This is a genomic window from Paenibacillus turpanensis, assembly GCF_011421635.1.
In the GTDB taxonomy this organism is placed as follows: domain Bacteria; phylum Bacillota; class Bacilli; order Paenibacillales; family YIM-B00363; genus Paenibacillus_AK; species Paenibacillus_AK turpanensis.
Genome location: NZ_WTLI01000023.1, coordinates 1 through 22,869, shown reverse-complemented (window position 1 = coordinate 22,869; position 22,869 = coordinate 1). Strand labels below are relative to the sequence as shown.

The window sequence follows — 22,869 nt, the reverse complement described above, 5'->3', positions numbered from 1 at the left end:
ATAGGATTGCAGCGGAATGAAAGGTGGGATTCAATTGAGCAGTGCACAATCGAGCGGCAAGCTTGCCATATTTATCGGTACCTCGCCGAATATCGGAACGACGCTTGCTTCATTTGCGGCAGCTTCCAGACTCGCAGGACGAACAGGACAGCGGAGAGTATCGTATCTCTGCCTAAATTTAAAGAGCTCAAAAATTCATCATTACTTAGGAATGGAGCCGCCGGCCGTAACGCTGGATGCGCTTCGTTCCGAGCTTCGCTCCGGCAGCTTAACCGGTGAGAAGCTGCTGCAAGGATGCACTTCTTTGCCGGTACAGGGAAACAGAAATTTGTATGTACTGTTCGGCAATCAAAACCGGGAGCAGGCGGAATATTATATGCCCGCAGATATCGAGCACTTGCTCCGCTGCGCTAGGGAAGCATTTGATTTAACGATTGTTGAAGTCAATGCATATTGGGATAACGCGGCGACCATTTGCGCAGTGAGCGAGGCGGATGCAGGCTTTCTTGTTACAACGGCGGCGCTTTCCGACTTTCAAGAGGATGCGCGTCAATGGTTTAAGGCCGGTACATCATTGTTTGGAATCGAGCCGAATAAACGATTTAAAATTATCGTGAATGAGCGTTCGCCTCAGCCGCGTCCCGTTTCCTTTAAGCCCCAGCACATTTCAAAGGAGATCGGGCTGCCGGTTGCCGCAGAATGGGATTGGGAGAAGGAGCTTGGCCCTGCGCTTCAGAGAGGAAGGCTTTTGGAGTGGATTGGCGCTCATGGAGAGCAGCTTGAGGGGGTGCTTGGTCAAGTGCTTTCGGAGCTGTCTGCTTTAGGGGACCTCCCGTCCCTGACGCGGGAAGCGAAGCGAATTTGGTTTCGTCGCTGGGAGCCGCATGGTGAAAGGCGGGCGTAGATGAGTGTGGGCGATCTGAAGTTTTCCCCGCTTGGGTATGCGGCACAGGCGAATCCTGCTGCAACCTCGGCGCATCCTTCCTATACCTATATTATTGATGAGATGCGAAGCTTTCTTGTTTCCCGCAAGGGCGGCTCGGAGGAAGAGCGGATCCAATGGACGGAAACGCTGAACCGTGCGGTGCTAGGTTATCCGGATGCGAAGCGGGTATGCTTAGGAATTATTCAAGACGAGCTAATGAAGAGGCGTTGGTTGGATACCGTTTGGAGCAACCGATTGTATCAATCGCTTGAAGAGGCAGTGTATGCCGAGGTGGTCGGGATGAGTGTGCTGGAGCTGCTCCTTCAGGACCGGGCAGGCCTGGAAGAAATCCAAGTAGTAGGGACGCAGGTGTACGAGGTTCGGGCGGGACAAACCCGGCTGACACCGTTTCGGTTCGAGGATATCAGGGCGTTAGAACGTGTCCAGCAAAACCTGGTGTTATTTAACCAAGACAGTCTTCACCAACGAAAGCGGTGGGCGGAGGTTCGGCTGCGCGATGGCTCGCGGGTAACGATGACCGGCTTCGGGTATACCTCCGAGCCTACCTTAACGATTCGATTTTATACGGTCGCTCACTTTGGATTGGAGCGGTTGGCAAGCGCGGAGCTAGATACAATTAGTGAACCTGTGAGGCGGATGCTGCTCTGTATTTTAGAAAGCCGATTGAATGTGGTCATCATCGGGCCGACCAATTCGGGGAAAACGAATTTATTGAAATCGTTAATTGCAGAGATTCCTGACGAGGAGCGGATCGTGACGATTGAAGCGAGGCTGGAGCTGATGCTGCGTCGGGATTTCCCAGCGAAAAATGTGGTGGAATTTGAGGTGGACGAGGAGGATCCGACTCACAATGGAAGGCAGGCCTTCAAGCTTGCGCTTCGGCAGACGCCGAAACGGATCATCCACGCCGAAATTCGCGACGAAGATGCAAACCTTTATGTGCGCGCGTGCACCAGGGGACATGAAGGAAGCATGAGCACGGTCCATGTTACCTGCTTGGAGGATGCACCGGAGGCAATCACCGATATGTGTATGCTGGACGGCCGGGGAATGAATTCCGATCGGCTGACCAAACGCATAACCGAGCATGTTACCCAAATCGGGATTGAAATGCGCATCTCCGCTGGAAAGCGCAGACTGGTGAGGCTGGGAGAGTATCAATTCAGAGAAGGTGCAGTACAGGTGATCGACTGGGCGGTTTTCAATCCAGCCGAGGAAGCTTGGGATTATCCGCAGGCTCCGAGCCCGTCTGTAAGACAACGGATGCTTCGATTATGCCCCTCCGAGTATACCGAAGTATGGGGGAGCGGGCATTGATGATAACGGTGCTGCTGGCCGCTTTGTTTGTTTCATTTTTTTCGGTATTATACCCCTTGGTAAGGACGGTTTTTACACGGGTAGGTGTTAGGCAAAGACTCCGCTATCCGCTGAATGCTGCGAAAAAGCGCTGGAGGCAGATGACACCGATTGTGCTTCAAACGGCGGGCGGGCACCTTCGGCATTTACTCGCGGCGTCGGGAACGGACATGCCCCTGGTACATTTCGTATGGTTGAGTCTCCTTCTTGGAACGGGCGGGGTCGCGGCAGGGGTGCTGCTGTTTGAAGGGGTTAAGGGATCCCTCGTATGTTTGGCGGTACCTGCATGCTTGCCTTACCTGTTGGTTTACATGCGTCTTATTAATTTGCAAATGCGGACCCGCCTTGAGTTTCTGCCCGCTGTAGAGGTCATCTACCGCTGTTATGTAACCTTTGGCAAGGAAAACGGAGCGAAGCATTCGCTGCAGGCCGCATTGACGCAAAAACGGCTGCCAATTCCGCTGCGGCCGGTATTTGAACGCTTGCTGAGACAGCTGCTGCTCCAAGAGGATCGGGAACGTGCGCTGCGGCTGTTTCGCGTATCACTGGGTCATCGGTGGGCCGATTATTTTTGTTCGCTTTTGCGGTTGGACTTGGAGGAAGGGATCAACATTGAGGGCGGTTTACGTGAGTTGATTATGGACATGCGGCGAGCCCAAAAGGAGGATGAGAAGGAACGCAGCCGACTGATGGAAATTCGAATCGCAAACTTTACGCCTGTCCTTTTTCTCGCCTTGTTTTTAGGAGTGAATCTATACATGAATCCGGAAGCTTCGTATTTTTACTATTTGATAGACCCCGGAGGAAGAGATTTGCTTCTTGATGCGCTGCTGCTCATTTTCGCCTCATTCTTTATGGGGATCTATTTGTCGGTAAAGCGAATGTGAACCAGGATTTTTTGGAGGAAGGAGACGAGAATGTCGGAGGACCTGCTGTTCGAACTGCTGTTATGGGCCGCACTGCTGTTATTATTGATTTGTTTTTATATAGGATTATTTTTTATTCTTCGCACGAGCTTTGACTCTGTCCTTAAAAACCGCAAGTTCCGTTCCTTTTTCCGATCTGGATCAAGAGAGGGGAAGCTTCCTCCCTGGCTGCTCAAGCTTTGTTTCGTTCGGGAGGGAATGCCCGAGGTTGAACTGTACAACCGATTGCTGGCTTCTTGCGGGTGGTATATAAATGGAGCTGTTGTGATTGTCGGCAAAAGGCTGGCCTATGCTGCTGCACTGGTACTCCCGGCGGGTGCCTCCATTGTTTTTGAACGGGTGGCTGTGGTCTATTCGTTTTCATGGATTCAGGCAGCTGTTGTTTCCATACTGCTGATTGTACTGCTTCAGCTAGATCAAATGCTCCTGCGTGCAATGGCCAAGCGAAGAAGCAGGGCAATCGTTGAGGAGATTTACGAGGTTAGCCGAAATTTGGTGTATTGCGCGAGCTCTAGGCTTAGTTTGCATGCAAGGCTGATGAAATGCTTGCCTTTTACGAGAGTCATTCGTCCGCAGTTCACACTGCTGTTGAATTGTTGGTACTCCGATTCAGAAAAAGCGATTCAACAGTTTCAGCAATCACTCGGAACGGAGGAGGTGTTTACCTTTGCCGAGACCCTGCAATCGCTGCGGAGTTATGACAGCGAGGCGTTTTATGAGCTATTAAGGCGGCAGATGGATGACTACAAGGAAAAGCTGATTTTGCTCAAAAGCGATAGAAAAGAAAGCATCTCGTATGTATTATTCGTGCTTGCGGGATTGCCGATCGTCAATACGTTCCGAGTATTTGTGTACCCTTGGGTACAGGAGGGAAAAAAGCTGTTTGATTATTTACAATAAACACGGGGGTTGGATTCGGATGCGAAATATTTTAATGACAGTGATGCTGCTCGTAGCGGTTGCGCTTCTGTTTACGAGTGTAATTGGCGGTACTAACGGAACCAAGGCACAGATTCAAAATAAAGGGACGAGTGCAAATACGACTATTTCCAATTTATCGGCTGGATGAAGCAGATTCTTGTTACTGTTATGCTGTTGATCGTTGTTGCGTCCATTTATATGACCACGGTTTCCGGCGAACAGGGGGCGGTGAAATCGGTTCGGGACGGGGGACAGAAGGTAAGCCGATCCATCGAAGCGATCAATCCTTGAGGATCATATTTTGAATGTAGGAAGCGAATCATCATGAAGCAAATTCTCGTGTTTATCCTGTTTGCCGCGGTGCTGTGTTGGACGATGTTTACCCCGATTTATAAGCATGTGCTTGTGATGCGGCAGGCCCATCTGCAAAAAGAAGTGGATTATTTACTGGAGGTGGGGGCTTCCGGTTCGCGGGGATATATCGATCAAGAAATGATAGGAGCGTCACGCCTTCGCTTGGAAAAGGTGGGGTTCAATAGCACGAGACTGAATTACACCGTAGGTACGACGGACGGAAGCTCCGGTTCCGACCGCTTCATGCCTGTTACGCGTGGGGTCGGTCTTCATTTGACCATTACGTATCCATACGAAGGTTTGTTTATGCTGGACAAGCTGATTGGTATCGATTCGCCGGGCTCTGAGGAGAGAATGGGGGCCTATGGTATAAAAATGAGCGAGTTCGTGCCTTAAAGGAGGGCCTTCCATAGAGAAGCTGCTGCTATTTATATTGCTGCTTGCAACCAGCTCCGTTATTCATGCCTCGCAAGTGGATCAGGAGATATCTGTTCATACGTTGTTTTGGGCGAAGCGGGGGATGAACCGGGCTGTACATGCGGGCGCACTGCAGCTGGATCGCGAAAAGCTGGCGTTAGGTATCCGCTCTATCGACGAGGAACGGGCGCTGCAGGCTTTTCGCGAGACGCTTGAAAGGAACTTACGGCTTGAGCCGGACGGAACACCGAGAACCGGCAGCTTTTTGCGCGATGATGTGGAGCTGGTCGATTTTTATGTGGCTGAGGAATCGGAGGGTTTTCCTCATACCTATCGAAACGAAAGCTTCGATTATACCGTTACCTTTTCCCGGCCGGGCGTTGCCGCGATCGTAAAAATAAAGTACCCCGCACTGTTTACCGTGCTTGATCCGATTGTTTGGTATGTAAAAGCATCGGCAGAGCTTGTTTATGAGTAGTCGATGAATATCAATGATTGCGAAGCTCTCCGTCATGGATTCGTCCGTTTTTCGTTGGTAGACGTTCTTTTGAGGTTATGGTACGTTGCGTATAGGATATAACCAAAGGAGGAACGGGAATGGCGGTGGAGCATCAAAAGAGGGTTGAAGCGCTTCAAGAAAAATTACGAGAACGAGGCTGGGCGGCTTATCTTGTTACTCATAACGTAAATCTTTACTATTTCACGGGTTCTATGCAGCAGGGATATTTCTGGATACCGGACGAAGGTGAGCCTGTTTATTATGTGAAGCGCAGTGTAACTCGTGCGGCGTCTGAAAGCTCTTTTCGGGTAGAGCCGCTTGGCTCGTTCCGCGCGTGGGGTGCTGAACGAAGTAAGGAGATTACAGACAGCTCCCGTATCATCGCGACGGAATATGATGTACTGCCTGTGCAGCAGCTTGAGCGGCTGCAGGCCGTTCTGCCAGATGCACAGTGGCAGGATGGCTCGTCTATGGTTCGTGAGCAGCGGATGGTAAAATCCGACGAGGAGATTGACGCGATTCGGCGTGCAGCTGCCGTCATTGACGAAGCTCTGCACGAATGTGCCGCAAAAATCGTGGCAGGGATGACGGAGCTGCAGCTGATGGCTGAGATTGAATATGCGATTCGCCGGCGGGGCCATTACGGGATTATGAGAATGCGCGCCTATAATCAGGAGCTGTTTACAGGAATGGTCGCTGCGGGAGCGGCTGCGGCTATGCCTTCGTCTTTTGATGGACCTGCGGGCGGCGAGGGTCCGGGGCCGGCTGCTCCGGTGGGAGCGGGAAACAGGCCGCTGCAAAGAAATGAGCCCATTTTGATTGATATTGGCTGCTGCATCGATGGGTATGTGATCGATCAAACTCGTACTGCAGTGATTGGGCAAATGCCGCCTGAACTGGAGTCAGCGTATGCCCATTCCGAACGCATCTTGAGAGCAACCGAAGCCATGCTTCAACCTGGAACCGTATGTGAGGAGCTTTACACTCAAGCTTTGCAGCTGGCTGCCGAGGCTGGGCTCGAAGGTAACTTTATGGGGTACGGGCAGGATCAAGCGAAATTTTTGGGACATGGGATAGGCCTGGAGATTGACGAGTGGCCTGTACTGGCCCGCGGTTTTCGGCAGCAGCTGGAGCCCGGTATGGTTGTGGCAGTTGAGCCGAAATTCACTTTTCCGGGGAGTGGGGTAGTCGGTATCGAGAATACGTATCTCATCACGGACACCGGCTTCGAAAAGCTGACGACCTCACGTGAGGGGATATGGAGAATTGAGGGGGGCCAGGCCTGATTGGAGCCCAGTCTGACTGGAGCCGAGAGTTCGTGCTGATCCCGGTTGAGTAAGAGTACCCACAATGTTGGCAGCAGACTTTACCAAACGCTTTCCTGAACATGGTGCGATGGGAATACAAATCATATGTATTATTTTTCGAGATTCTGAAGATAGCTTAGAAACTATACAAATATTTTGTATAACCTCATCTCCTGTATAACGAAAGAGGGCCGCAGGCGCAAAACAATACAACTAATTTGTATAACATGAGCAGCGGAAGAGGCCATTGGCTAAAACAATACAAATCATTTGTATTAAGAAATTACAGATTCTCTAGATCGATATTCAAATGCCAGTTGGATCTTACCTTACTATCATCACGGAAACGAAAAAGAAGCCGGTATCTATTTCATAAGAATAGATTATCGACTTCTTTTTAATTTGAAGCTTGTCGTTCCTGTCTGTATCTTCATTCAGCTTTCAGATGTACAAGGCAGGCGCACGTAATGGCCATCGGTGCTGCTTGGTTTATGTGCAGTAGCTCTGCCTGTCCTTCGTGGGATTCTACTTTTAATACAATTTTTCTTGTGATTCGTATTCTTCCTCAGGAAGTCTTATCCACCGTTTTAAATACCCTTGTTCGTAGAGCGCCTTCATCAGAATGATGAGTACCGGCGATAGAATCAGCCCAGCTACGCCAAAGAGGGATAAGGAAATGACCATAAAGGAAAGCATCGTAAACGCAGATACGCCGAGAGTGTCCCCCGTTATTTTAGGCTCCATAATTTGACGGACTAGTATGACGATCCCGAGCAGAACAGTCAACCAAATCCCTAGCGTTACCTTACCGGTAACAAACAGGTAAATGATCCACGGCACAAAAACGGTGGACACGCCAAGGAGCGGGAGCACGTCAAATATAGCTGATAATAACGAGATGGAGAACGCGTTATCCACTCTAAGAATAAGCAGTGCAGCAAAAATAACGATAAAGGTAAGCGTAATGAGTTTGAGCTGTGCTTTCAAGTAACCGAAAATCCCCTTCAATACGTTTTCGCGCAGGAAGGTGAAGGCGGTTTTAAACGTTTTTGGTGTTTTATCACTCGCTGTTTTCTTCCAATAATCAATTTCAATTGAAAGAAAATAAGCGAGAATCACCGCGATAACCAAATTGACGAGAAAGGTTGAGAAGGAAGTAAGCATGGCAAACAACCAGCCGAGCACAAAAGTTGCTGCTTTTGAGCCCCATGACGTTAACGTGCTGACATACTCCTGCAGCTTTGCCGTTAAATCAGCGGTCATATCTGGGGGAAGAGCTTCAATTTGGGTCTGGATATAAGCAAGGCCTCTTGTCAGCTCAATTTGCAGTGTTTCGGCATACTTCGGAATCATAACTTGAAGCTTATCGATTTGGTTAATAAAAATGATTCCTGCGGCAATAAAAGCGCCAACAATGATCAAAAGAAAAAATAAGATGGCAATCGCCGAAGCAATTGACTTTTTAATCCCTCTCCGATTGAGAAAGCGTGCCGTCGGCTCGATCATATAGTAAATGAGAAAAGCCAGCAATATTGGCGCCGCAATTTTGTACACAAAGCTAAAGGTTAGCATGATTAAATAAACGGTTAATGCGATTAAAGCAATGTCGATCGCAGTTTTATAGTATTTTCGGTAAAACGTCTGCATCGGATTCCCCCAACAAGTTTTTGATGATTCTAGTTTATCCCATTTGTTCTCAAAATACGAGTTTGCTTACGCGGCGTGGGCTGGTGTCGATAGACACTGTACATTTTTTTTAGTAAAATAATATAAATATATAAGGAAGCGTCCAAACACCATTCATGGGGGAGGGAACGTCATGCTGCGTTTGGGGCAGAAGGTTTATATTGTTGCCGATCAATTTGAACAAAACCTGCCAATCGGGGATTATGGATATATTATTGCCTACGACCGTAATGCGGATAATGTTTTTGATTATGTCGTGCGAATTCCGAAGATGAATCGCAATTTTTTTGTGCCTGCTTCCGATATTGAGCTGGAGGAAGTGCTTCTTAAGAAAGAAGCGGAGCGTGTAGAAATGGAAGCACTAATCGATTATGCGCTTGCGACTAAGAATGAGTATTTGTTTCGCCGGCTAATGAACGGAGAAATTCCGGAACAGGAACCGGAAGAGAAGGCCAAGGAAGTACAGAGCCGGGAAGATTTTGTTAAACAAATCAATTTGCGGGCTTGGATTTAAACAAAAAGGCGGACCCTAGGGTCGCGCCTTTTCTTTACAATGAACGTTTATTTACGATAAATGAATCTTGTTTTCACGAAGTGGTGCATGCTCTGGCTTGCCAAGCAAATAACCCTGGGCAAGATCAATTCCAGCTGTTTTGCAGAACTCCCATTCCTCAATCCGTTCGATCCCCTCGGCCAATACGGTTGCTCCGAAGCTCTCTGCAATCTCTAAAATTTCCTTTATCTTCTGCTGCTTCTGATTGTCTTGATCGCAAAAGCTGATAATCCCTCGGTCAATTTTCACATAATCCGGTTGAAGCGCCCGCAGGACCTCTAATGTGGAAAAGCCCGAGCCGACATCATCTAAAGCAACCTGCATCCCGTTCTTCTTGTATACATCAAAGATAGATTGCAAATGAGCTATATTCGTAATTTTCTCGGTTTCAACGACTTCAAATACGAGATCACGAGGATTCACCTGGTATCGTTCTACCGCTTGAAACGTATGGCTCAAACAATAATTCGGATTGTAAATAGATGAAGGTAGAAAGTTAATAAATCGTTTTATTCCATGTGGAAGAAGCTCTGCACTAACACGAATTGCCGAAATCCTTGCCTGGCGGTCAAGAAAGGAGTGGAGGCCTGCTTCTTGCGCAGCATAAAACAGTTCGTAAGGCCGGAAAGATACTTCTCCCGGCAGGGGGCGGAGCACAAACTCGTATCCAAAGATGCTTTGATTCTCGAACGATACGATCGGCTGCAGATGACTGGTGAATTTACCGTCTTGAATGTGGGACATCATATCATAGTGCTTCAGGCGTGCAGTAAATTGCTTCAGCGTAGAAAATGCAGGTTCTTCACCAAAGCGGGGCGCTTCTGGGAAACCTTTAACAACCTCGATTTGAACGAGGTCGCTCTCGTTATCAGGATAAAGGGTTTGCAGTTGATGAAGCACGTTCAGCAGCTGCTCCTTCGATTGATAAGGAAGCTTCATTTCTGTTTCATTGACTTCAACGGGAATAGAAGCGGTGTTCAGTGCCTCAAAAGCTTTTGTCATTATTGGCTGGGAGTTCGTATGTAATCTGACGATTCCCGTATCTTGAATGGGGTCTAAAATACTGCATTGAGAACAAAAGTGAGACATGCCGCTCCTCCTAGTTAGGCGTTTATAGTCCTATTATATAATCCAAACGTATGAAGAGGAACTTAATAATTACCATGGGTCAAGTTTCCAATAAAAGAAAAACGGAGCCGAATGGGCTCCGTTTATACTCAAGCTATTACTAGGGAATATACAGTACGAGATGTTTAGATTTTCATTACTCCGCCTGTGCTTGCGGAAGTTACGAGCTTGGAGTAACGCGCAAGATAACCGGTCTTTACTTTTGGCTCGAAGCCTTTCCAGTTCGCTTTACGACGTTCCATTTCCTCGTCGCTGATAAGAAGCTGGATTGTACGGTTAGTCAAGTCGAGCTCGATCTCGTCTCCATTTTCTACGAATGCGATCGGACCGCCTTCTGCCGCTTCCGGAGAAATATGGCCGATACTGATCCCGCGGGATGCACCGGAGAAACGACCGTCTGTAATGAGACCAACCTTCGCGCCAAGGCCCATACCAACGATTTGCGACGTCGGAGCTAGCATTTCCGGCATGCCCGGTCCGCCTTTTGGACCTTCGTAACGGATTACCACGACATGACCTTCTTTTACTTTACCGTTCGCAATACCTTCCAAGGCTTCTTCCTGCGAATCGAAGCAGATCGCAGGACCTTTGTGGTAACCGCCGACGGACTTATCGACCGCGCCAACCTTAATAATCGAACCGTTTGGAGCAAGGTTGCCGAACAATACCGCAAGACCGCCCTGCTCACTATGAGGGTTGTCCAAAGTATGGATGACATCCGTGTCCTTAATTTCGCAGCCTTCAACATTTTCACGCAGTGTCTTACCGGTAACTGTAATGCGGTCACCATGCAGTGCGCCCGGCTTTTTGAACAATTCATTTAATACCGCGCTTACGCCACCGGCATTATGAACGTCTTCAATATGATAGTCGGAAGCAGGAGCAATCTTCGCAAGATGCGGAACGCGAGCCGCTACTTCGTTGATACGCTCGATCGGGTATTCAAATCCTGCTTCGTGCGCAAGTGCAAGCGTGTGAAGAACGGTGTTTGTCGATCCGCCCAGCGCCATATCAAGCGCGAACGCATTGTCGATCGTTTCGATCGTAACGATGTCACGAGGCTTAATATCTTTCTGGATCAGCTCCATGAGCTGGCGAGCGGATTTTCTCACGAAATCTCTGCGTTCAGGAGCTACTGCTAGAATCGTCCCGTTGCCAGGAAGGGCAAGGCCAAGTGCTTCCGCCAAGCAGTTCATCGAGTTCGCGGTAAACATGCCGGAGCAGGACCCGCATGTTGGACAACCGTATTGCTCAAGCTCAAGCAGACCTTTTTCGTCGATTTTTCCGGCTTGGAACGCGCCAACGCCTTCAAAAACGGAGGACAAGGAGATCGAACGACCAGTGCTGTCCTTACCGGCTTTCATTGGACCGCCGCTGACAAAGACAGTCGGAATGTTGACGCGCAGTGCGCCCATCATCATTCCCGGCGTAATTTTATCGCAGTTCGGAATACATACCATTCCGTCGAACCAGTGTGCGGAAACGACCGTTTCCAGCGAGTCCGCGATAATTTCACGGCTTGGCAGCGAGTAGCGCATACCGATATGGCCCATGGCAATGCCGTCATCAACACCGATCGTATTGAATTCGAACGGAACGCCTCCTGCCTCGCGAATTGCTTCCTTTACAATTTTGCCGAACTCCTGCAGGTGAACGTGACCCGGCACGATATCAATATAGGAATTGCAGACCGCGATAAACGGTTTGCCGAAATCTTCTTCTTTAACGCCCGCTGCGCGCAGCAAGCTGCGGTGGGGAGCACGGTCAAAGCCTTTTTTAATCATATCGGATCTCATTTTTTTGTTAGGCGCTGCTGACATGGCGTACCTCCAATATATGGTTTTTAAATTTGGTTTACTTAATCCCTCTAAAGGGTTAAAGCACAAAAGTGATCGAATTGCCGTTATCTAAGATAAAAGACTATCATAAATGTGCTGTTTTTACTAGCGAGAGTATTAGGAAAAGAAGTATTTCAGGGAAGCTTTTTAAAACTGGTTGCATGACATGCGCGTCGATTTTTCATACCATGGTTTCGGGCGCTGCAGCAATGTTCGTTGAGTTCAAAAGGAGGGTAAGCTATAATACTAGGAACAAAATCATTATGGAAACGGTTGGAGGTGCTCTAATTGAGCATAACGACGAAAGATGTCGAACATGTGGCCAAGCTGGCCCGGCTGCAATTGAGTGAAGAAGAGAAAGAAACGTTTACGGGGCAGCTCAATGCCATTCTTAAATACGCGGCGAAGCTGGATACATTGGACACAAATGAAATCGAGCCAACCAGCCATGTGCTGCCGCTTGTCAACGTAATGCGTGAGGATGTACCGCGTGATTCGTGGCCGATTGAGAAGGTCATGCAGAATGCGCCGGAAGAAGAGGATGGACAATTTAAAGTGCCGGCGGTGCTTGAGTAATCGTTTAATTTGTCATTGGAAATGGAGGAAGCGCAGTGTCTTTGCTTGATTTAAGCTTGGAAGAAATACGCGGCAAGCTGCAGAAGAAGGAGCTTCGCGTTGCCGATTTAGTAGATGCCTCATTTTCCCGAATTGCTTCAGTGGACGGGAAGGTCGGAGCGTTTCTTACATTGAATGAGGAAGCGGCTCGTGAGGAAGCGCGTCAAAAGGATGAGAAGCTGGCATCCGGCGGTGAGCGCGGGTTGCTGTTTGGCCTGCCGGGCGGGCTGAAGGATAATATTGTGACCGAAGGACTGCGCACGACCTGTGCGAGTAAATTTCTAGACAACCATATTCCGATTTATGACGCAACGGTGGTTTCGAAGCTGAAGCAAGCTGAATCGATTACGGTCGGAAAGCTGAACATGGACGAATTTGCGATGGGTGGCTCGAATGAAAATTCTGCCTACCATGTAGTCCGCAACCCTTGGAATCTTCAACATGTTCCGGGAGGCTCCAGCGGCGGTTCGGCTGCGGCGGTTGCGGCAGGAGAGGCGTATTTCGCACTGGGCTCCGATACAGGCGGCTCCATTCGTCAGCCTGCGGCTTATTGCGGCGTTGTGGGGATGAAGCCCACCTACGGCTTGGTATCTCGTTTTGGCCTTGTCGCGTTTGCGTCTTCCCTGGACCAAATCGGCCCTGTTACGAAGAATGTTGAAGATACAGCTTACGTGCTGCAGGCGATTGCCGGCTATGATCCGCATGATTCCACTTCCGCAAAAGTGGACATTCCGGATTACACCGGTGCGCTTACTGGGAATGTCAAAGGCTTGCGGATTGCCGTTCCGAAGGAATATATGGGTGAAGGTATTGATCCGGGAGTGAAGGAAGCGATTCTGCAGGCACTGAAGGTGCTCGAAGGTCTTGGCGCGACGTGGGAAGAGGTATCGCTGCCGCATACAGAGTACGCGGTTGCCGCCTATTATTTGCTTGCTTCCAGCGAAGCTTCCTCCAACTTGGCCCGCTTTGACGGCGTTCGTTACGGTGTTCGCGCCGAAAATCCGAACAACCTGCTGGACTTATACTTCCGTTCGCGCAGCGAAGGCTTCGGCGATGAAGTAAAGCGCCGCATCATGCTGGGGACGTATGCACTTAGCTCGGGCTACTATGACGCTTATTATTTAAAGGCGCAGAAGGCACGGACGCTTATTAAGCAGGATTACGACAATGTCCTGAAAACATACGACGTGATCATCGGCCCGACTGCACCGACGACGGCGTTTGCCATCGGCGCTCAATCCGGCGATCCGTTAACGATGTATCTAAACGATATTTGCACGATACCGGTAAATCTTGCCGGTCTGCCAGCGATCAGTGTTCCGTGCGGTTTTTCCGGCGGACTGCCGGTTGGGCTGCAAATCATCGGGAAAGCTTTCGATGAAATGTCCGTGCTGCGTGTAGCTCATGCCTATGAGCAAAGCACAGATCATCATAAGCAGCGTCCGCCGCTGCTCAAGGAGGTGCAGGCGTAATGTCTACTGCCGCTAATCCGAAATATGAAACGGTTATAGGTTTAGAGGTTCACGTCGAGCTTCACACGAAGACGAAAATTTTCTGCGGCTGCGCGACTTCCTTTGGTGCGCCGCCGAATACGAATACATGCCCGGTGTGCTTGGGTCACCCCGGCGTCCTCCCGGTATTAAACCGTCAAGCGGTGGAATACGCGATGAAGGCTGCGATGGCGCTGAACTGCGAAATCGGCGACATTTGCAAATTTGACCGTAAAAATTATTTTTACCCGGATTCTCCGAAAGCCTATCAGATTTCGCAATACGATCAGCCGATCGGCTTGAATGGCTGGATCGATATCGAAGTGAACAGGGAAACGAAGCGCATCGGTATTACACGTCTTCACTTGGAAGAGGATGCGGGCAAGCTGACTCACGTGGATGGCGGATACGCTTCCCTAGTTGACTTTAACCGTGTGGGTACACCGCTCGTTGAGATCGTTTCCGAGCCCGACCTGCGTTCCCCGGAAGAAGCGAAGGCATACTTAGAAAAGCTTCGTTCCATTTTGCTGTACTGCGATGTGTCTGATGTCAAAATGGAAGAGGGCTCGCTGCGCTGCGATGCCAATATTTCGTTACGTCCACATGGTCAAGAGGAACTTGGCACGAAGACCGAGCTGAAGAACATGAATTCGTTCCGCGGTGTACAGCGCGGCTTGGAATATGAGGAATACAGACAAGCGGAAGTATTGGAATCCGGCGGCCGTGTTGTTCAAGAAACGCGCCGTTGGGATGAAGCCCAAGGAAAAACCTTAACGATGCGCAGTAAAGAAGAGGCGCATGATTATCGTTATTTCCCTGATCCGGATCTCGTCCGGCTTTCGATCGATCAAGAGTGGAAGGATCGAGTTCAAGCGTCGATTCCGGAGCTCCCGGATGCAAGGAAGGCTCGCTACGTATCTGAGCTTGGACTTCCAGCATATGATGCTGAAGTAATTACAGCATCGAAGAAGCTTTCCGATTTCTTCGAGGACGCATTAACGACCACGCAGGACGCGAAAGCCGCGTCCAACTGGATTATGGGTGATTTGCTGGGTTATCTTAACGCCAACAACTTTGATGTTGACGGAGTTCCTGTGACGGGTCGCCAGCTCGGCGAGATGATTACCTTGATCGAAAAGGGCACGATTAGCGGTAAGATTGCGAAGACGGTTTTCAAATCCATGATTGAAACCGGCAAGTCTCCGCAAACGATTGTTGAAGAACAAGGACTCGTTCAAATCAGCGACGAGGGCGCAATTAAAGAAGTGGTTGTTCGTATTGTGGCGAACAACCCGCAATCCGTAGCAGACTTTAAAGCCGGAAAAGAAAAAGCGGTAGGGTTCTTGGTCGGCCAAGTGATGAAAGAAACGAAAGGCAAGGCGAATCCTGGCCTTGTAAACAAGCTGATCATTGAAGAGCTGCAGAAGTAAAGATCCAGCTTTAAAACTTTACAAAAACGTATAGAAATCTACTCCGCGAAACGGTGATGAGGAGCTGTCCTGCAGGACAGCTCTTTCTTTTTCGTAACAATTCCTAATTCATACCACTTAATTACTTGCATAATGCAATTATATATGGTATAACTTAATCATGAGGTGAGAACAGTGGATAACTTAAGAGGTTTGTTTCAGCTGCTTGCGCGTAACTTCGGGTTTCTTAATGAGCGATGCTGCGAGAGCTGCTGCGGACAAGAGCTCTCACTTACGCAAAGCCACATTCTTTACGAAATACAACGGAAGCATCAGCCGTCTATGCAGGATGTATCCGGTGCGCTCGGAATCGATGTAACTACGTTCAGCCGGCAGATTAAGACCTTGGTAGACAAGGGACTTGTTAAGAAGACGCCGCATCCAGACGATAATCGCATCAATATTTTATCCCTGACCCTTGAGGGGCAGCAGCTTGAGAATCAAATTAACGGCCAAGTGAATGCCCAGCTTGCCGGCGTAATGTCGCAATTGACCGCCTTTGAAAGAGAGACGGTAATTCGTTCCATTGAATTGCTTAACAAAGCGATGCAGAATTCAGGATCCTGCTGTGTTCCTCCGAAATAATGGAGGATTCCTTTTTGGTCCATACTTGCATATTGCAATTAATTAAATTACGTAAAGGAGGTGAAGCCCATGCTATTCAACAACACTTGCTGTGACGATAACTGCTGCACAACGGAAGAGAGAGAGGACTGCTGTACTCCTGAATGCTGTTAATAGTTGACCGTAAAAGGGCTTCCTAACAAAGGGAGCCCTTTTCTTTTCTTACTGTTCCCCTTTTGTTTCCTTGGCCTTGGTGCTGCTCGTTTGCTCGCTCTCTCCAAACATGGTATTGATTGTTGATTCGAGTTTATGCGTGAGCTTGCCGAATCCGTAGCCGACAAGGAAGCTGAGGCCGATTTTTGCCTGAACGGTATCTTCAATGGTAAAAATTAGAATGCCGCTTTCCAGCAGGATAACAGTCATTACAGCCGTCCCGCCGCTGAACATCGGTCGAAGCACATACCATATCCAGTAGCGTTCAATATCGAGGAGTCCGCTGGTATACATTTGATGAAAGACGCGCATGCAGTATAAGCTGCCTCCAATTAATCCGCCTAAAAAATATACGATTGCGATTTCCAGCTCCGGATTTGTATCTAGAAGAATTTGCATCGGTCCCAGTAAATTGGCCCATATTGCTGCGCATATAATAAAACTGCCAAGGAAACACAAAATTAAATATAATAAAACGATACGTGTTAATTTCAATCCCGGCACCTCCCTAATACATATTGTATGGAAGCTTGCTTTGAAGGTTCGGGAGCAGAGGAGTGAAAGAAAAAATGGATCAGTCGCTAGCCATATGGCAAGTGGATGAAGTAACCATTGCAATTCGGGTTATGATAGCTCTGCTATTAGGAGGGCTTATCGGTTTGGAACGGGAGTATTCTCAGCATGCAGCAGGCTTTCGTACTCATATTTTGGTTTGTGTCGGATCGGCCACGATCATGCTGCTTTCGATCTACGGATTTTCCGATTTCGTAGCTGAGGAAAATGTTCGGGTTGATCCAGCGCGTCTTGCAACTGCGGTCATATCCGGAATCGGCTTTTTGGGCGCGGGTACCATTATGCAGCAGGGAACACTTGTAACCGGGTTAACAACGGCGGCATCCTTGTGGGTGGTCGCGGCGATCGGATTAAGTGTTGGTGCCGGCTTTTATTTCGCCGCTTTTTTGACAACGGCAGTCGTTATTATAAGCTTATGGATGTTAAGCAAGGTGGAGCACCGCCTAATAAGCGGCGGCCGTGTCAAGAAGCTTACCCTGCGACTCGGTGACCGGGCTGGAACCGTAGCGGATGTATCGGCTATTTTGCAGGCTGCTAATGCCGAAATTTTACGAATGTCAGTGGGGCAGTCTGAGCGGTCAGGTCTGTCCGTATCGATTACCATTCGTCTTCGAAAAACTGCGGAGCTCCCGCTGCTGCTGGAACAGGTCCGCTCTCTGCCGGGGGTTGAAGAAGTGTTATGGGATGGAGATTTGGCGAAATCATAGTATAATTTGGTTACGCACCTCCATTTGCCATAGAAAGAGGAATTTCGGATGTATAAAGCTGGACGTTACACCGCGGCCTTGCTTCTCATTGTTGTAGGGGGCACACTGCTGGCGGATAAAATGCTTCAGACGAACTGGCTTGTGCTGCTTTTGCATTTTTGGCCCGTTGTTATTATTGTTCTTGGAATTGAATATCTCTTATTTACTTTTTATCTACGCAAACGTTCTGAGGGGCTGAGGCTGGGGGTAGGCAGCGTGATGCTCTCCGTATTGATTTCGGCTGCAGTTATTGTGTTCTCTCAAGCTTCGGGCTCGCCTCTTTCCTTATCAGCCATTAAAGAAACGTTAAATTTAGAGCAGCTTGTCAGCAGGTTTAGTCAACTTGATGGGGAGAATGGGTACCGGTTTGAAAAAGAAAAACAATCGATTGTAATTTCCGAACTGACGGAACGAATTGAAGTGGAAAATCCGAACGGGAATCTAACGATCCGCAAGAGTGACTCCTCCCAGCTTGAGCTTGAGGTCGTTGTTTTTGTTGATCGCTATGTAGAAGAGGAAGAGGCGCGGTCGATCGCGAGTGGTTCGAAGGTGAGTATTGAAACAGGTTCAAATGTCCGTCTGCGTGCCGAGCCGCAGCAGTATGGTCATGATAACCGCCGCAAACCCCGCATGAATATGACGTTGTATGTACCTCCGCATATTGCTGCCGATTACGAGAGCCAGCTAAGTAATGGAAGTCTTACGGTATCGGACGTAACCGTACGAGATCTGCTTCTTACAGAAACCCAAAACGGGGAACTATCGCTGTCCGATATTCGCGGCGGAAATATTGAGGCCAGAACGACCAACGGAAACATCTTCGTTCTACATACGGAGGGCAGCATCCAACTTGAGACGCGGAACGGCAAAATTGAAGCGGAGGGCATCAAGGGAGCAGCCGAATTGAGCACTACGAATGGTTCTATTATGGTTTCTGAGGTAACGGGGGATGTAACGGCGGAAACCGTCAACGGATGGATTCAAGCAGAACAACTTAGCAAATCCGTAAATTTGCAGACGAGGAACGGAAAAATTACAGCCACCTCAGATCGTGTAGGCGGAAACTGGGAGGTTGATTCATCGAACGGAAGCCTAGAAATTGGAGTTCCGGTAGAGGGTCATTTTACAATCCGGGCTGAAGCGCATGGGAATTTGTCCATAGATCCATCCTTCCCGCTGAAAGTACAACGAGGAGAAGCAGAGGGAACCATTGGAAATGGCGAATTTGAAATCAATTTGGAAACAAGTAGTGAAATTTCAATCGTACCGGCTAAAATTATTGACAAACTTAAATAATAAAAAGTACAATTAAGATTAACAGTCTAAGATGACAAAATGGTAAAAGGTTAGGAGGGAACAACATGGCTGCGAACGCATTTCATGAAGCCGTTGAAAAACTAAAAACAAATGGGGTCAGAATGACACCACAACGGTATGCCATATTGTCCCATTTGATGACATCAATGATCCACCCGACTGCGGATGAAATTTACAAAGCGCTGGGACCACAGTTCCCGAGCATGAGCGTTGCAACCGTGTATAATAACTTGCGTGTATTTATAGAGGCCGGACTTGTACGGGAAATGACTTACGGGGACAATTCCAGCCGCTACGAAGCGGATATGTCCGATCATTATCATGCAATTTGCAACGAGTGTGGCAAAATGGTAGATTTCGAATACCCGTCTTTGCATGATGTGGAGCATGCGGCTGCAGCGGCAACTGGATTTCGAGTGAATGCGCATCGAATGGAAGTATATGGCACTTGTCCGGATTGTATCGATAAAGAAAGCAAAAGTCACTAAGTCCCTATTACTCTATTAATTATTGTATAATAGGCGTGTTGTGTTCCATTCATGGAGCTGGCACGTCTTTTTGCTTTTCTAAAACCTATGCGGGGGACAACGATGAAACAAAACAGAGCTCAGACTCAAAGGTCAAACAGAGGAATTCGCAACATTTTTGGACTAATGTTCATGCTTATTCTTTTTACCATGTCTGGTTTTATCGCGTATTGGGCCTTTCTTGCTGAAAACAATACGAAGACGGGGCCTCAATTTGAAGGCTTAACACAGCCGGTCTTCTATCAGGGAAGTATAGTCGGCGAGTCGGCAATCGGAAGTGGGGAAGCGTTGAAAATACCGGTCGAGACCGTGAAGGAATTGCTGGATCCCGCTATTTTGTACGAAGAGGCCAGCGATTCCGTGATTATTACTTCAAAAGATAAGGTCATTCGCTTGCGAACGGATCAGTTGGAGGCTGCGGTTAACGGGGTTCCGTTTACGCTTCGCTTCCCTGTGGAAAAGCAAGGGAGCACCGTTTATGTTCCTGCTCAACCGTTGATTGAAGTGTATGGGGCGAAATTTATACAAACCGATTCAGGAGCGGTTATTTTGCATAAGCAAGGAGATGCTCTCCAGTACGGCACGATTGTATCAGGGTCACGAAAATCGGATGGAAAACGCGCGGTTCGCTCCGCACAGGGCAGACAGTTTCCTATTGTATCCGAGGTCGATTCTTCCGAACGGCATTATATTTGGGGGGAAAAGGATGGCTGGTACTTTGTTCAATCGGAACGGACGGGCATTCAGGGATATGTTGATAAACGCTTTTTCACGCTAGGGGAGCGAAAAGTTGAGCCTCTACGGCAAGAGAAGCAAGCATTTACTCCTTGGAAGCCGATCGGCGGAAAAATTAATGCAACATGGGAGCATGTCGTTAGCCGGAACCCGGATACCAGGAAAATTGGGGAGATGCCAGGGTTGAACGTCATCAGCCCGACTTGGTTCCATATTGCAGATGGAGATGGAAATCTTAAAAATATGGCGGATTCCGCCTATGTGAAGTGGGCGCATGATCGAGGTTATAAGGTTTGGGCGCTTTTTAGCAATAGCTTTGAACCTAAAATAACGGCAGAAGCGCTGAAAACCTATGATAAACGCATGCATATGATCCGCCAGCTCGTCAGCTTCGCCGGATTGTACAAGCTGGATGGGATCAATATCGATTTTGAAAATGTGTACTTGGAAAATAAAGATGAACTCACGCAGTTTGTACGCGAACTGACACCGCTGATGCATGAGCAGGGACTTGTTGTTTCCATAGATGTTACGTTCAAGTCAACGAATGAGATGTGGTCTATGTTTTACGATCGCGAGGCGTTAGCTGAAGTCGTCGACTTCATGATGGTTATGGCTTATGACGAGCATTGGGCGACAAGTCCAAAATCAGGCTCTGTTGCGTCTCTGCCTTGGGTCGAAAAAGGGATCGTTCGCATTATGGAAGAGGACAACGTACCTGCATCTAAGTTAATATTGGGGATTCCGTTTTATACCCGAGTATGGACTGAAAAGCTGGAGGACGGCAAAACCAAGGTGAGCTCGAAAGCGGTAACGATGGATGCAGTCAAACGGTTGATGGAAGAACGTAAGCTTACACCTGTGTACAAAGAAGAGGCTGGACAGGACTATATCGAATTTAAAGACGGAGATACATTGCAAAGGGTATGGATCGAAAACGAAGCGTCAATCCGAAAACGGGTCGAACTGGTGCATAAGTATGGACTGGCAGGCGTCGCTACCTGGCGCAGAGGCTTTGAACGTCCGGAAATTTGGAACACGATCCAAGATGAGCTGAAAATAAAACCATAACATACGAAAACCCCTTCGGAAGATGAATCCAAAGGGGTTTTCTGTATTTACATTATTTAGGTGCTTCAAGAGATAAGAGCGTTTTACAGAACATGCAGCGGTCGGTTTTACCGAGCATTTTGGTTTGCTTGCCGCATTCCGGACATTCCAGCATAATCGCGGAAGTTGAAAGCATTCCCGCCCAAAAATAAATTGCCGTACTGGCCAGCATGGTAATAAGTCCAATCACAAGGAAGATTCCAGCAATGATTCTGCCACCCGGCAAACCGAAGACAATTCCAGCTGTTCCGCCAATCATACTTCCCATACCAACTAAAGTAAGAAGCAAACCCCATAGACGGAATTCATTGATTTTACTGCTTTTAAAACGCATAACGATACCTCTTTCCGCAAGTATATACAATTTGTCCAGAAGGAAGGAAACGGGGCTATGATGTAGAATTAACATGTACACTGTCATGTGGAGGAATCAGCAGAATGGAAACACTGCGCCAGCATTATACCCGCAAGCTAAACGATAACCCGATTGTGCAAAGTGCGTTGTTTTATTTAAGCACACCGGAAGCGGGAAAGCTGACCGACACGTTTGATGTACTGTTAGTGATCATTTGTAGCCACGACGATTCACAGCATACTGTCTCTCATTATAGTAAAGAGGGACTTCGTATACAAGAACGGTGGATGAATAAAGCTGCTTTCTTGAAATTGCTTGCCGGAAAAGAGATGCGAAGTGCTTTATATGAATTGCTGCAAGGAGAGATACTTGTGGATCATGACCTTTTTCTTGAGGAAATTCGAGACTCATGGAGCGGAGTTCCTGATGATGTACGTCGCAAAAAGCTGTTTGCTGAATTCGCGTCATTTTTGCGGACATATTTGCTAAGCAAGGAATATATGCTTGATGGAGATATTATGGATGCCTACAATTTTGTGCTCGAAGCTCTTCATCATTGGGCACGTATTGTATTGATTGAGGCAGGACTGCATCCGGAAGTCACAGTATGGAAACAAGTGCGAAGTGTTAATCCGGGCGTATATAAGCTGTACGAGGAGCTTGCTTCAAGCAGGGAGACAGTGGAACAGCGGGTGCAGCTTGTGCTTCTGGCATGTGAATTTTCGATTATGTCGAAAATGAAGCTTTGCTGTGAAGCGCTTCTCCAGGTCTTGGAAAGCAGGGAGGAGCCATGGAGCTACGCGGAATTGAATTCTCATTCCGAGCTGTCCGATTTGTCGGGGGATCTTGCTTTGGTTTTGAGAAGGCTGGCCAATAAACAGCTTATAAAAGAAGTGGCTTTTGCCGTTCAGAATGAATCTGATCTATTAGAGATTCGATATACACTCCGGCCGGAATATCGAGACCAATCCTAGGATTGGTCTTTTATGTTCACACTCGGACGAAAAAAAGTTTGGACTAAGGGTTGACTTTGTTTTGTTGTTTATGATACATTAATTCTCGCCGCTCCGAACGAGAGGCAAATCGGACAAGCAGATTGATAAGTGTTAGAAATTAACACTTGCAATGAACGAATCCGATGTGATATATTAATCGAGTCGCCATTGAGGCGGTAACGATCAACGAAATAATAAGTGCTCCTTGAAAACTGAACAACGAGCGTTA

The 22,869-nt window shown here is 48.1% G+C and carries 25 protein-coding genes; 19 read left to right on the top strand and 6 right to left on the bottom strand.

The genetic code is table 11. From position 1 onward, the window contains the following. The first annotated feature begins 34 nt into the window (after positions 1-34). The 9 genes from GQS10_RS18970 (at position 35) to GQS10_RS18930 (ending at position 6,705) form a co-directional block, all read left to right on the top strand. A complete protein-coding gene (locus tag GQS10_RS18970) occupies positions 35-904 on the top strand; it encodes a CpaE/TadZ family protein (RefSeq protein ID WP_166245177.1) in 870 nt (289 codons plus the stop codon). Next, complete coding sequence (locus GQS10_RS18965) at positions 905-2,263, top strand: ATPase, T2SS/T4P/T4SS family (RefSeq protein WP_166245175.1); 1,359 nt, start codon at positions 905-907, stop codon at positions 2,261-2,263. Then, a complete protein-coding gene (locus GQS10_RS18960; RefSeq protein WP_166245173.1) occupies positions 2,260-3,189 on the top strand; it encodes a type II secretion system F family protein in 930 nt (309 codons plus the stop codon). The genes GQS10_RS18965 and GQS10_RS18960 overlap by 4 nt, the downstream gene beginning before the upstream one ends. Positions 3,190-3,219: 30 nt before the next feature. Then, complete coding sequence (locus GQS10_RS18955) at positions 3,220-4,128, top strand: hypothetical protein (protein ID WP_166245171.1); 909 nt, start codon at positions 3,220-3,222, stop codon at positions 4,126-4,128. Between the two features lie 19 nt (positions 4,129-4,147). Next, a complete protein-coding gene (locus tag GQS10_RS18950) occupies positions 4,148-4,297 on the top strand; it encodes a hypothetical protein (RefSeq protein ID WP_166245169.1) in 150 nt (49 codons plus the stop codon). Then, a complete protein-coding gene (locus tag GQS10_RS18945) occupies positions 4,294-4,440 on the top strand; it encodes a hypothetical protein (protein ID WP_166245167.1) in 147 nt (48 codons plus the stop codon). Before GQS10_RS18950 ends, GQS10_RS18945 begins: the two co-directional genes overlap by 4 nt. 33 nt (positions 4,441-4,473) lie before the next feature. Continuing rightward, the gene (locus tag GQS10_RS18940) at positions 4,474-4,899 is read left to right on the top strand and encodes a hypothetical protein (protein WP_166245165.1); all 426 of its coding nucleotides are present in this window, start codon (positions 4,474-4,476) and stop codon (positions 4,897-4,899) included. 76 nt (positions 4,900-4,975) lie between these two features. After that, positions 4,976-5,398, top strand: a complete 423-nt coding sequence (locus tag GQS10_RS18935) for a hypothetical protein (RefSeq protein ID WP_166245163.1) — start codon at positions 4,976-4,978, stop codon at positions 5,396-5,398. Between the two features lie 119 nt (positions 5,399-5,517). Next, on the top strand, positions 5,518-6,705 hold the full coding sequence (locus tag GQS10_RS18930) for a M24 family metallopeptidase (protein ID WP_166245161.1): 1,188 nt from the start codon (positions 5,518-5,520) through the stop codon (positions 6,703-6,705). Between the two features lie 552 nt (positions 6,706-7,257). On the opposite strand, the gene ytvI is transcribed toward GQS10_RS18930, so the two are convergent. Further along, positions 7,258-8,373 (bottom strand): sporulation integral membrane protein YtvI, encoded by a 1,116-nt coding sequence (gene ytvI / locus GQS10_RS18925; RefSeq protein ID WP_166245158.1) that lies wholly within the window; start codon positions 8,371-8,373, stop codon positions 7,258-7,260. A 172-nt stretch (positions 8,374-8,545) separates the two neighbouring features. Here ytvI and GQS10_RS18920 point away from each other — a divergent pair, with 172 nt between their 5' ends. After that, entirely contained in the window at positions 8,546-8,926 is a 381-nt protein-coding gene (locus GQS10_RS18920) for an ATPase (RefSeq protein ID WP_166245156.1), read from the top strand. 51 nt (positions 8,927-8,977) lie between these two features. Here the strand turns inward: GQS10_RS18920 and GQS10_RS18915 are convergent, their stop codons facing one another. After that, a complete protein-coding gene (locus GQS10_RS18915) occupies positions 8,978-9,967 on the bottom strand; it encodes an EAL domain-containing protein (protein ID WP_243735273.1) in 990 nt (329 codons plus the stop codon). 251 nt (positions 9,968-10,218) lie between these two features. Further along, complete coding sequence (ilvD, locus tag GQS10_RS18910; protein ID WP_207952352.1) at positions 10,219-11,889, bottom strand: dihydroxy-acid dehydratase; 1,671 nt, start codon at positions 11,887-11,889, stop codon at positions 10,219-10,221. 330 nt (positions 11,890-12,219) lie between these two features. Between ilvD and gatC the strand changes: the two genes are divergently transcribed. From gatC to GQS10_RS18890, 4 genes are all read left to right on the top strand, one after another. Beyond that, complete coding sequence (gatC, locus tag GQS10_RS18905) at positions 12,220-12,507, top strand: Asp-tRNA(Asn)/Glu-tRNA(Gln) amidotransferase subunit GatC (protein WP_166245150.1); 288 nt, start codon at positions 12,220-12,222, stop codon at positions 12,505-12,507. Positions 12,508-12,542: 35 nt separating this feature from the next. Further along, positions 12,543-14,018 carry an Asp-tRNA(Asn)/Glu-tRNA(Gln) amidotransferase subunit GatA gene (gatA, locus tag GQS10_RS18900; RefSeq protein WP_166245148.1) on the top strand — a complete coding sequence of 492 codons (1,476 nt, stop codon included), beginning with the start codon at positions 12,543-12,545 and terminating at the stop codon, positions 14,016-14,018. Beyond that, entirely contained in the window at positions 14,018-15,466 is a 1,449-nt protein-coding gene (gene gatB / locus GQS10_RS18895; RefSeq protein ID WP_166245146.1) for an Asp-tRNA(Asn)/Glu-tRNA(Gln) amidotransferase subunit GatB, read from the top strand. The genes gatA and gatB overlap by 1 nt, the downstream gene beginning before the upstream one ends. A gap of 174 nt (positions 15,467-15,640) precedes the next feature. Continuing rightward, on the top strand, positions 15,641-16,090 hold the full coding sequence (locus GQS10_RS18890; RefSeq protein ID WP_166245144.1) for a MarR family transcriptional regulator: 450 nt from the start codon (positions 15,641-15,643) through the stop codon (positions 16,088-16,090). 201 nt (positions 16,091-16,291) lie between these two features. Here GQS10_RS18890 and GQS10_RS18885 read toward each other — a convergent pair whose 3' ends face one another. Beyond that, complete coding sequence (locus GQS10_RS18885) at positions 16,292-16,777, bottom strand: hypothetical protein (RefSeq protein ID WP_166245142.1); 486 nt, start codon at positions 16,775-16,777, stop codon at positions 16,292-16,294. Positions 16,778-16,839: 62 nt separating this feature from the next. Here GQS10_RS18885 and GQS10_RS18880 point away from each other — a divergent pair, with 62 nt between their 5' ends. From GQS10_RS18880 to GQS10_RS18865, 4 genes are all read left to right on the top strand, one after another. Next, a complete protein-coding gene (locus tag GQS10_RS18880) occupies positions 16,840-17,562 on the top strand; it encodes an MgtC/SapB family protein (protein WP_424991808.1) in 723 nt (240 codons plus the stop codon). Positions 17,563-17,610: 48 nt separating this feature from the next. After that, positions 17,611-18,897, top strand: a complete 1,287-nt coding sequence (locus GQS10_RS18875) for a DUF4097 family beta strand repeat-containing protein (RefSeq protein WP_166245140.1) — start codon at positions 17,611-17,613, stop codon at positions 18,895-18,897. 65 nt (positions 18,898-18,962) lie between these two features. Beyond that, positions 18,963-19,406, top strand: coding sequence for a Fur family transcriptional regulator (locus GQS10_RS18870; RefSeq protein WP_166245138.1), 444 nt, complete (start codon positions 18,963-18,965; stop codon positions 19,404-19,406). A 189-nt stretch (positions 19,407-19,595) separates the two neighbouring features. Next, positions 19,596-21,251 (top strand): glycosyl hydrolase family 18 protein, encoded by a 1,656-nt coding sequence (locus GQS10_RS18865; RefSeq protein WP_166245136.1) that lies wholly within the window; start codon positions 19,596-19,598, stop codon positions 21,249-21,251. 52 nt (positions 21,252-21,303) lie between these two features. Here GQS10_RS18865 and GQS10_RS18860 read toward each other — a convergent pair whose 3' ends face one another. Next, entirely contained in the window at positions 21,304-21,624 is a 321-nt protein-coding gene (locus GQS10_RS18860; RefSeq protein ID WP_166245298.1) for a DUF2614 family zinc ribbon-containing protein, read from the bottom strand. A gap of 104 nt (positions 21,625-21,728) precedes the next feature. Here GQS10_RS18860 and GQS10_RS18855 point away from each other — a divergent pair, with 104 nt between their 5' ends. After that, positions 21,729-22,619 carry a nucleotidyltransferase-like protein gene (locus GQS10_RS18855; protein ID WP_166245134.1) on the top strand — a complete coding sequence of 297 codons (891 nt, stop codon included), beginning with the start codon at positions 21,729-21,731 and terminating at the stop codon, positions 22,617-22,619. A gap of 68 nt (positions 22,620-22,687) precedes the next feature. Here the strand turns inward: GQS10_RS18855 and GQS10_RS22970 are convergent. Further along, positions 22,688-22,869, bottom strand: a 182-nt coding sequence (locus tag GQS10_RS22970) for a hypothetical protein (RefSeq protein WP_207952347.1), incomplete at its 5' end; no start/stop codon positions are given.

Coding starts and splice junctions, on each gene's coding strand:
- GQS10_RS18965 (WP_166245175.1), top strand. CDS start 905: ATGAGTGTGGGCGATCTGAAGTTTTCCCCGCTTGGGTATGCGGCACAG.
- GQS10_RS18955 (WP_166245171.1), top strand. CDS start 3,220: ATGTCGGAGGACCTGCTGTTCGAACTGCTGTTATGGGCCGCACTGCTG.
- GQS10_RS18950 (WP_166245169.1), top strand. CDS start 4,148: ATGCGAAATATTTTAATGACAGTGATGCTGCTCGTAGCGGTTGCGCTT.
- GQS10_RS18945 (WP_166245167.1), top strand. CDS start 4,294: ATGAAGCAGATTCTTGTTACTGTTATGCTGTTGATCGTTGTTGCGTCC.
- GQS10_RS18940 (WP_166245165.1), top strand. CDS start 4,474: ATGAAGCAAATTCTCGTGTTTATCCTGTTTGCCGCGGTGCTGTGTTGG.
- GQS10_RS18930 (WP_166245161.1), top strand. CDS start 5,518: ATGGCGGTGGAGCATCAAAAGAGGGTTGAAGCGCTTCAAGAAAAATTA.
- ytvI (WP_166245158.1), bottom strand. CDS start 8,373: ATGCAGACGTTTTACCGAAAATACTATAAAACTGCGATCGACATTGCT.
- GQS10_RS18920 (WP_166245156.1), top strand. CDS start 8,546: ATGCTGCGTTTGGGGCAGAAGGTTTATATTGTTGCCGATCAATTTGAA.
- GQS10_RS18915 (WP_243735273.1), bottom strand. CDS start 9,967: ATGACAAAAGCTTTTGAGGCACTGAACACCGCTTCTATTCCCGTTGAA.
- ilvD (WP_207952352.1), bottom strand. CDS start 11,889: ATGAGATCCGATATGATTAAAAAAGGCTTTGACCGTGCTCCCCACCGC.
- gatB (WP_166245146.1), top strand. CDS start 14,018: ATGTCTACTGCCGCTAATCCGAAATATGAAACGGTTATAGGTTTAGAG.
- GQS10_RS18875 (WP_166245140.1), top strand. CDS start 17,611: ATGTATAAAGCTGGACGTTACACCGCGGCCTTGCTTCTCATTGTTGTA.
- GQS10_RS18870 (WP_166245138.1), top strand. CDS start 18,963: ATGGCTGCGAACGCATTTCATGAAGCCGTTGAAAAACTAAAAACAAAT.
- GQS10_RS18865 (WP_166245136.1), top strand. CDS start 19,596: ATGTCTGGTTTTATCGCGTATTGGGCCTTTCTTGCTGAAAACAATACG.
- GQS10_RS18860 (WP_166245298.1), bottom strand. CDS start 21,624: ATGCGTTTTAAAAGCAGTAAAATCAATGAATTCCGTCTATGGGGTTTG.
- GQS10_RS18855 (WP_166245134.1), top strand. CDS start 21,729: ATGGAAACACTGCGCCAGCATTATACCCGCAAGCTAAACGATAACCCG.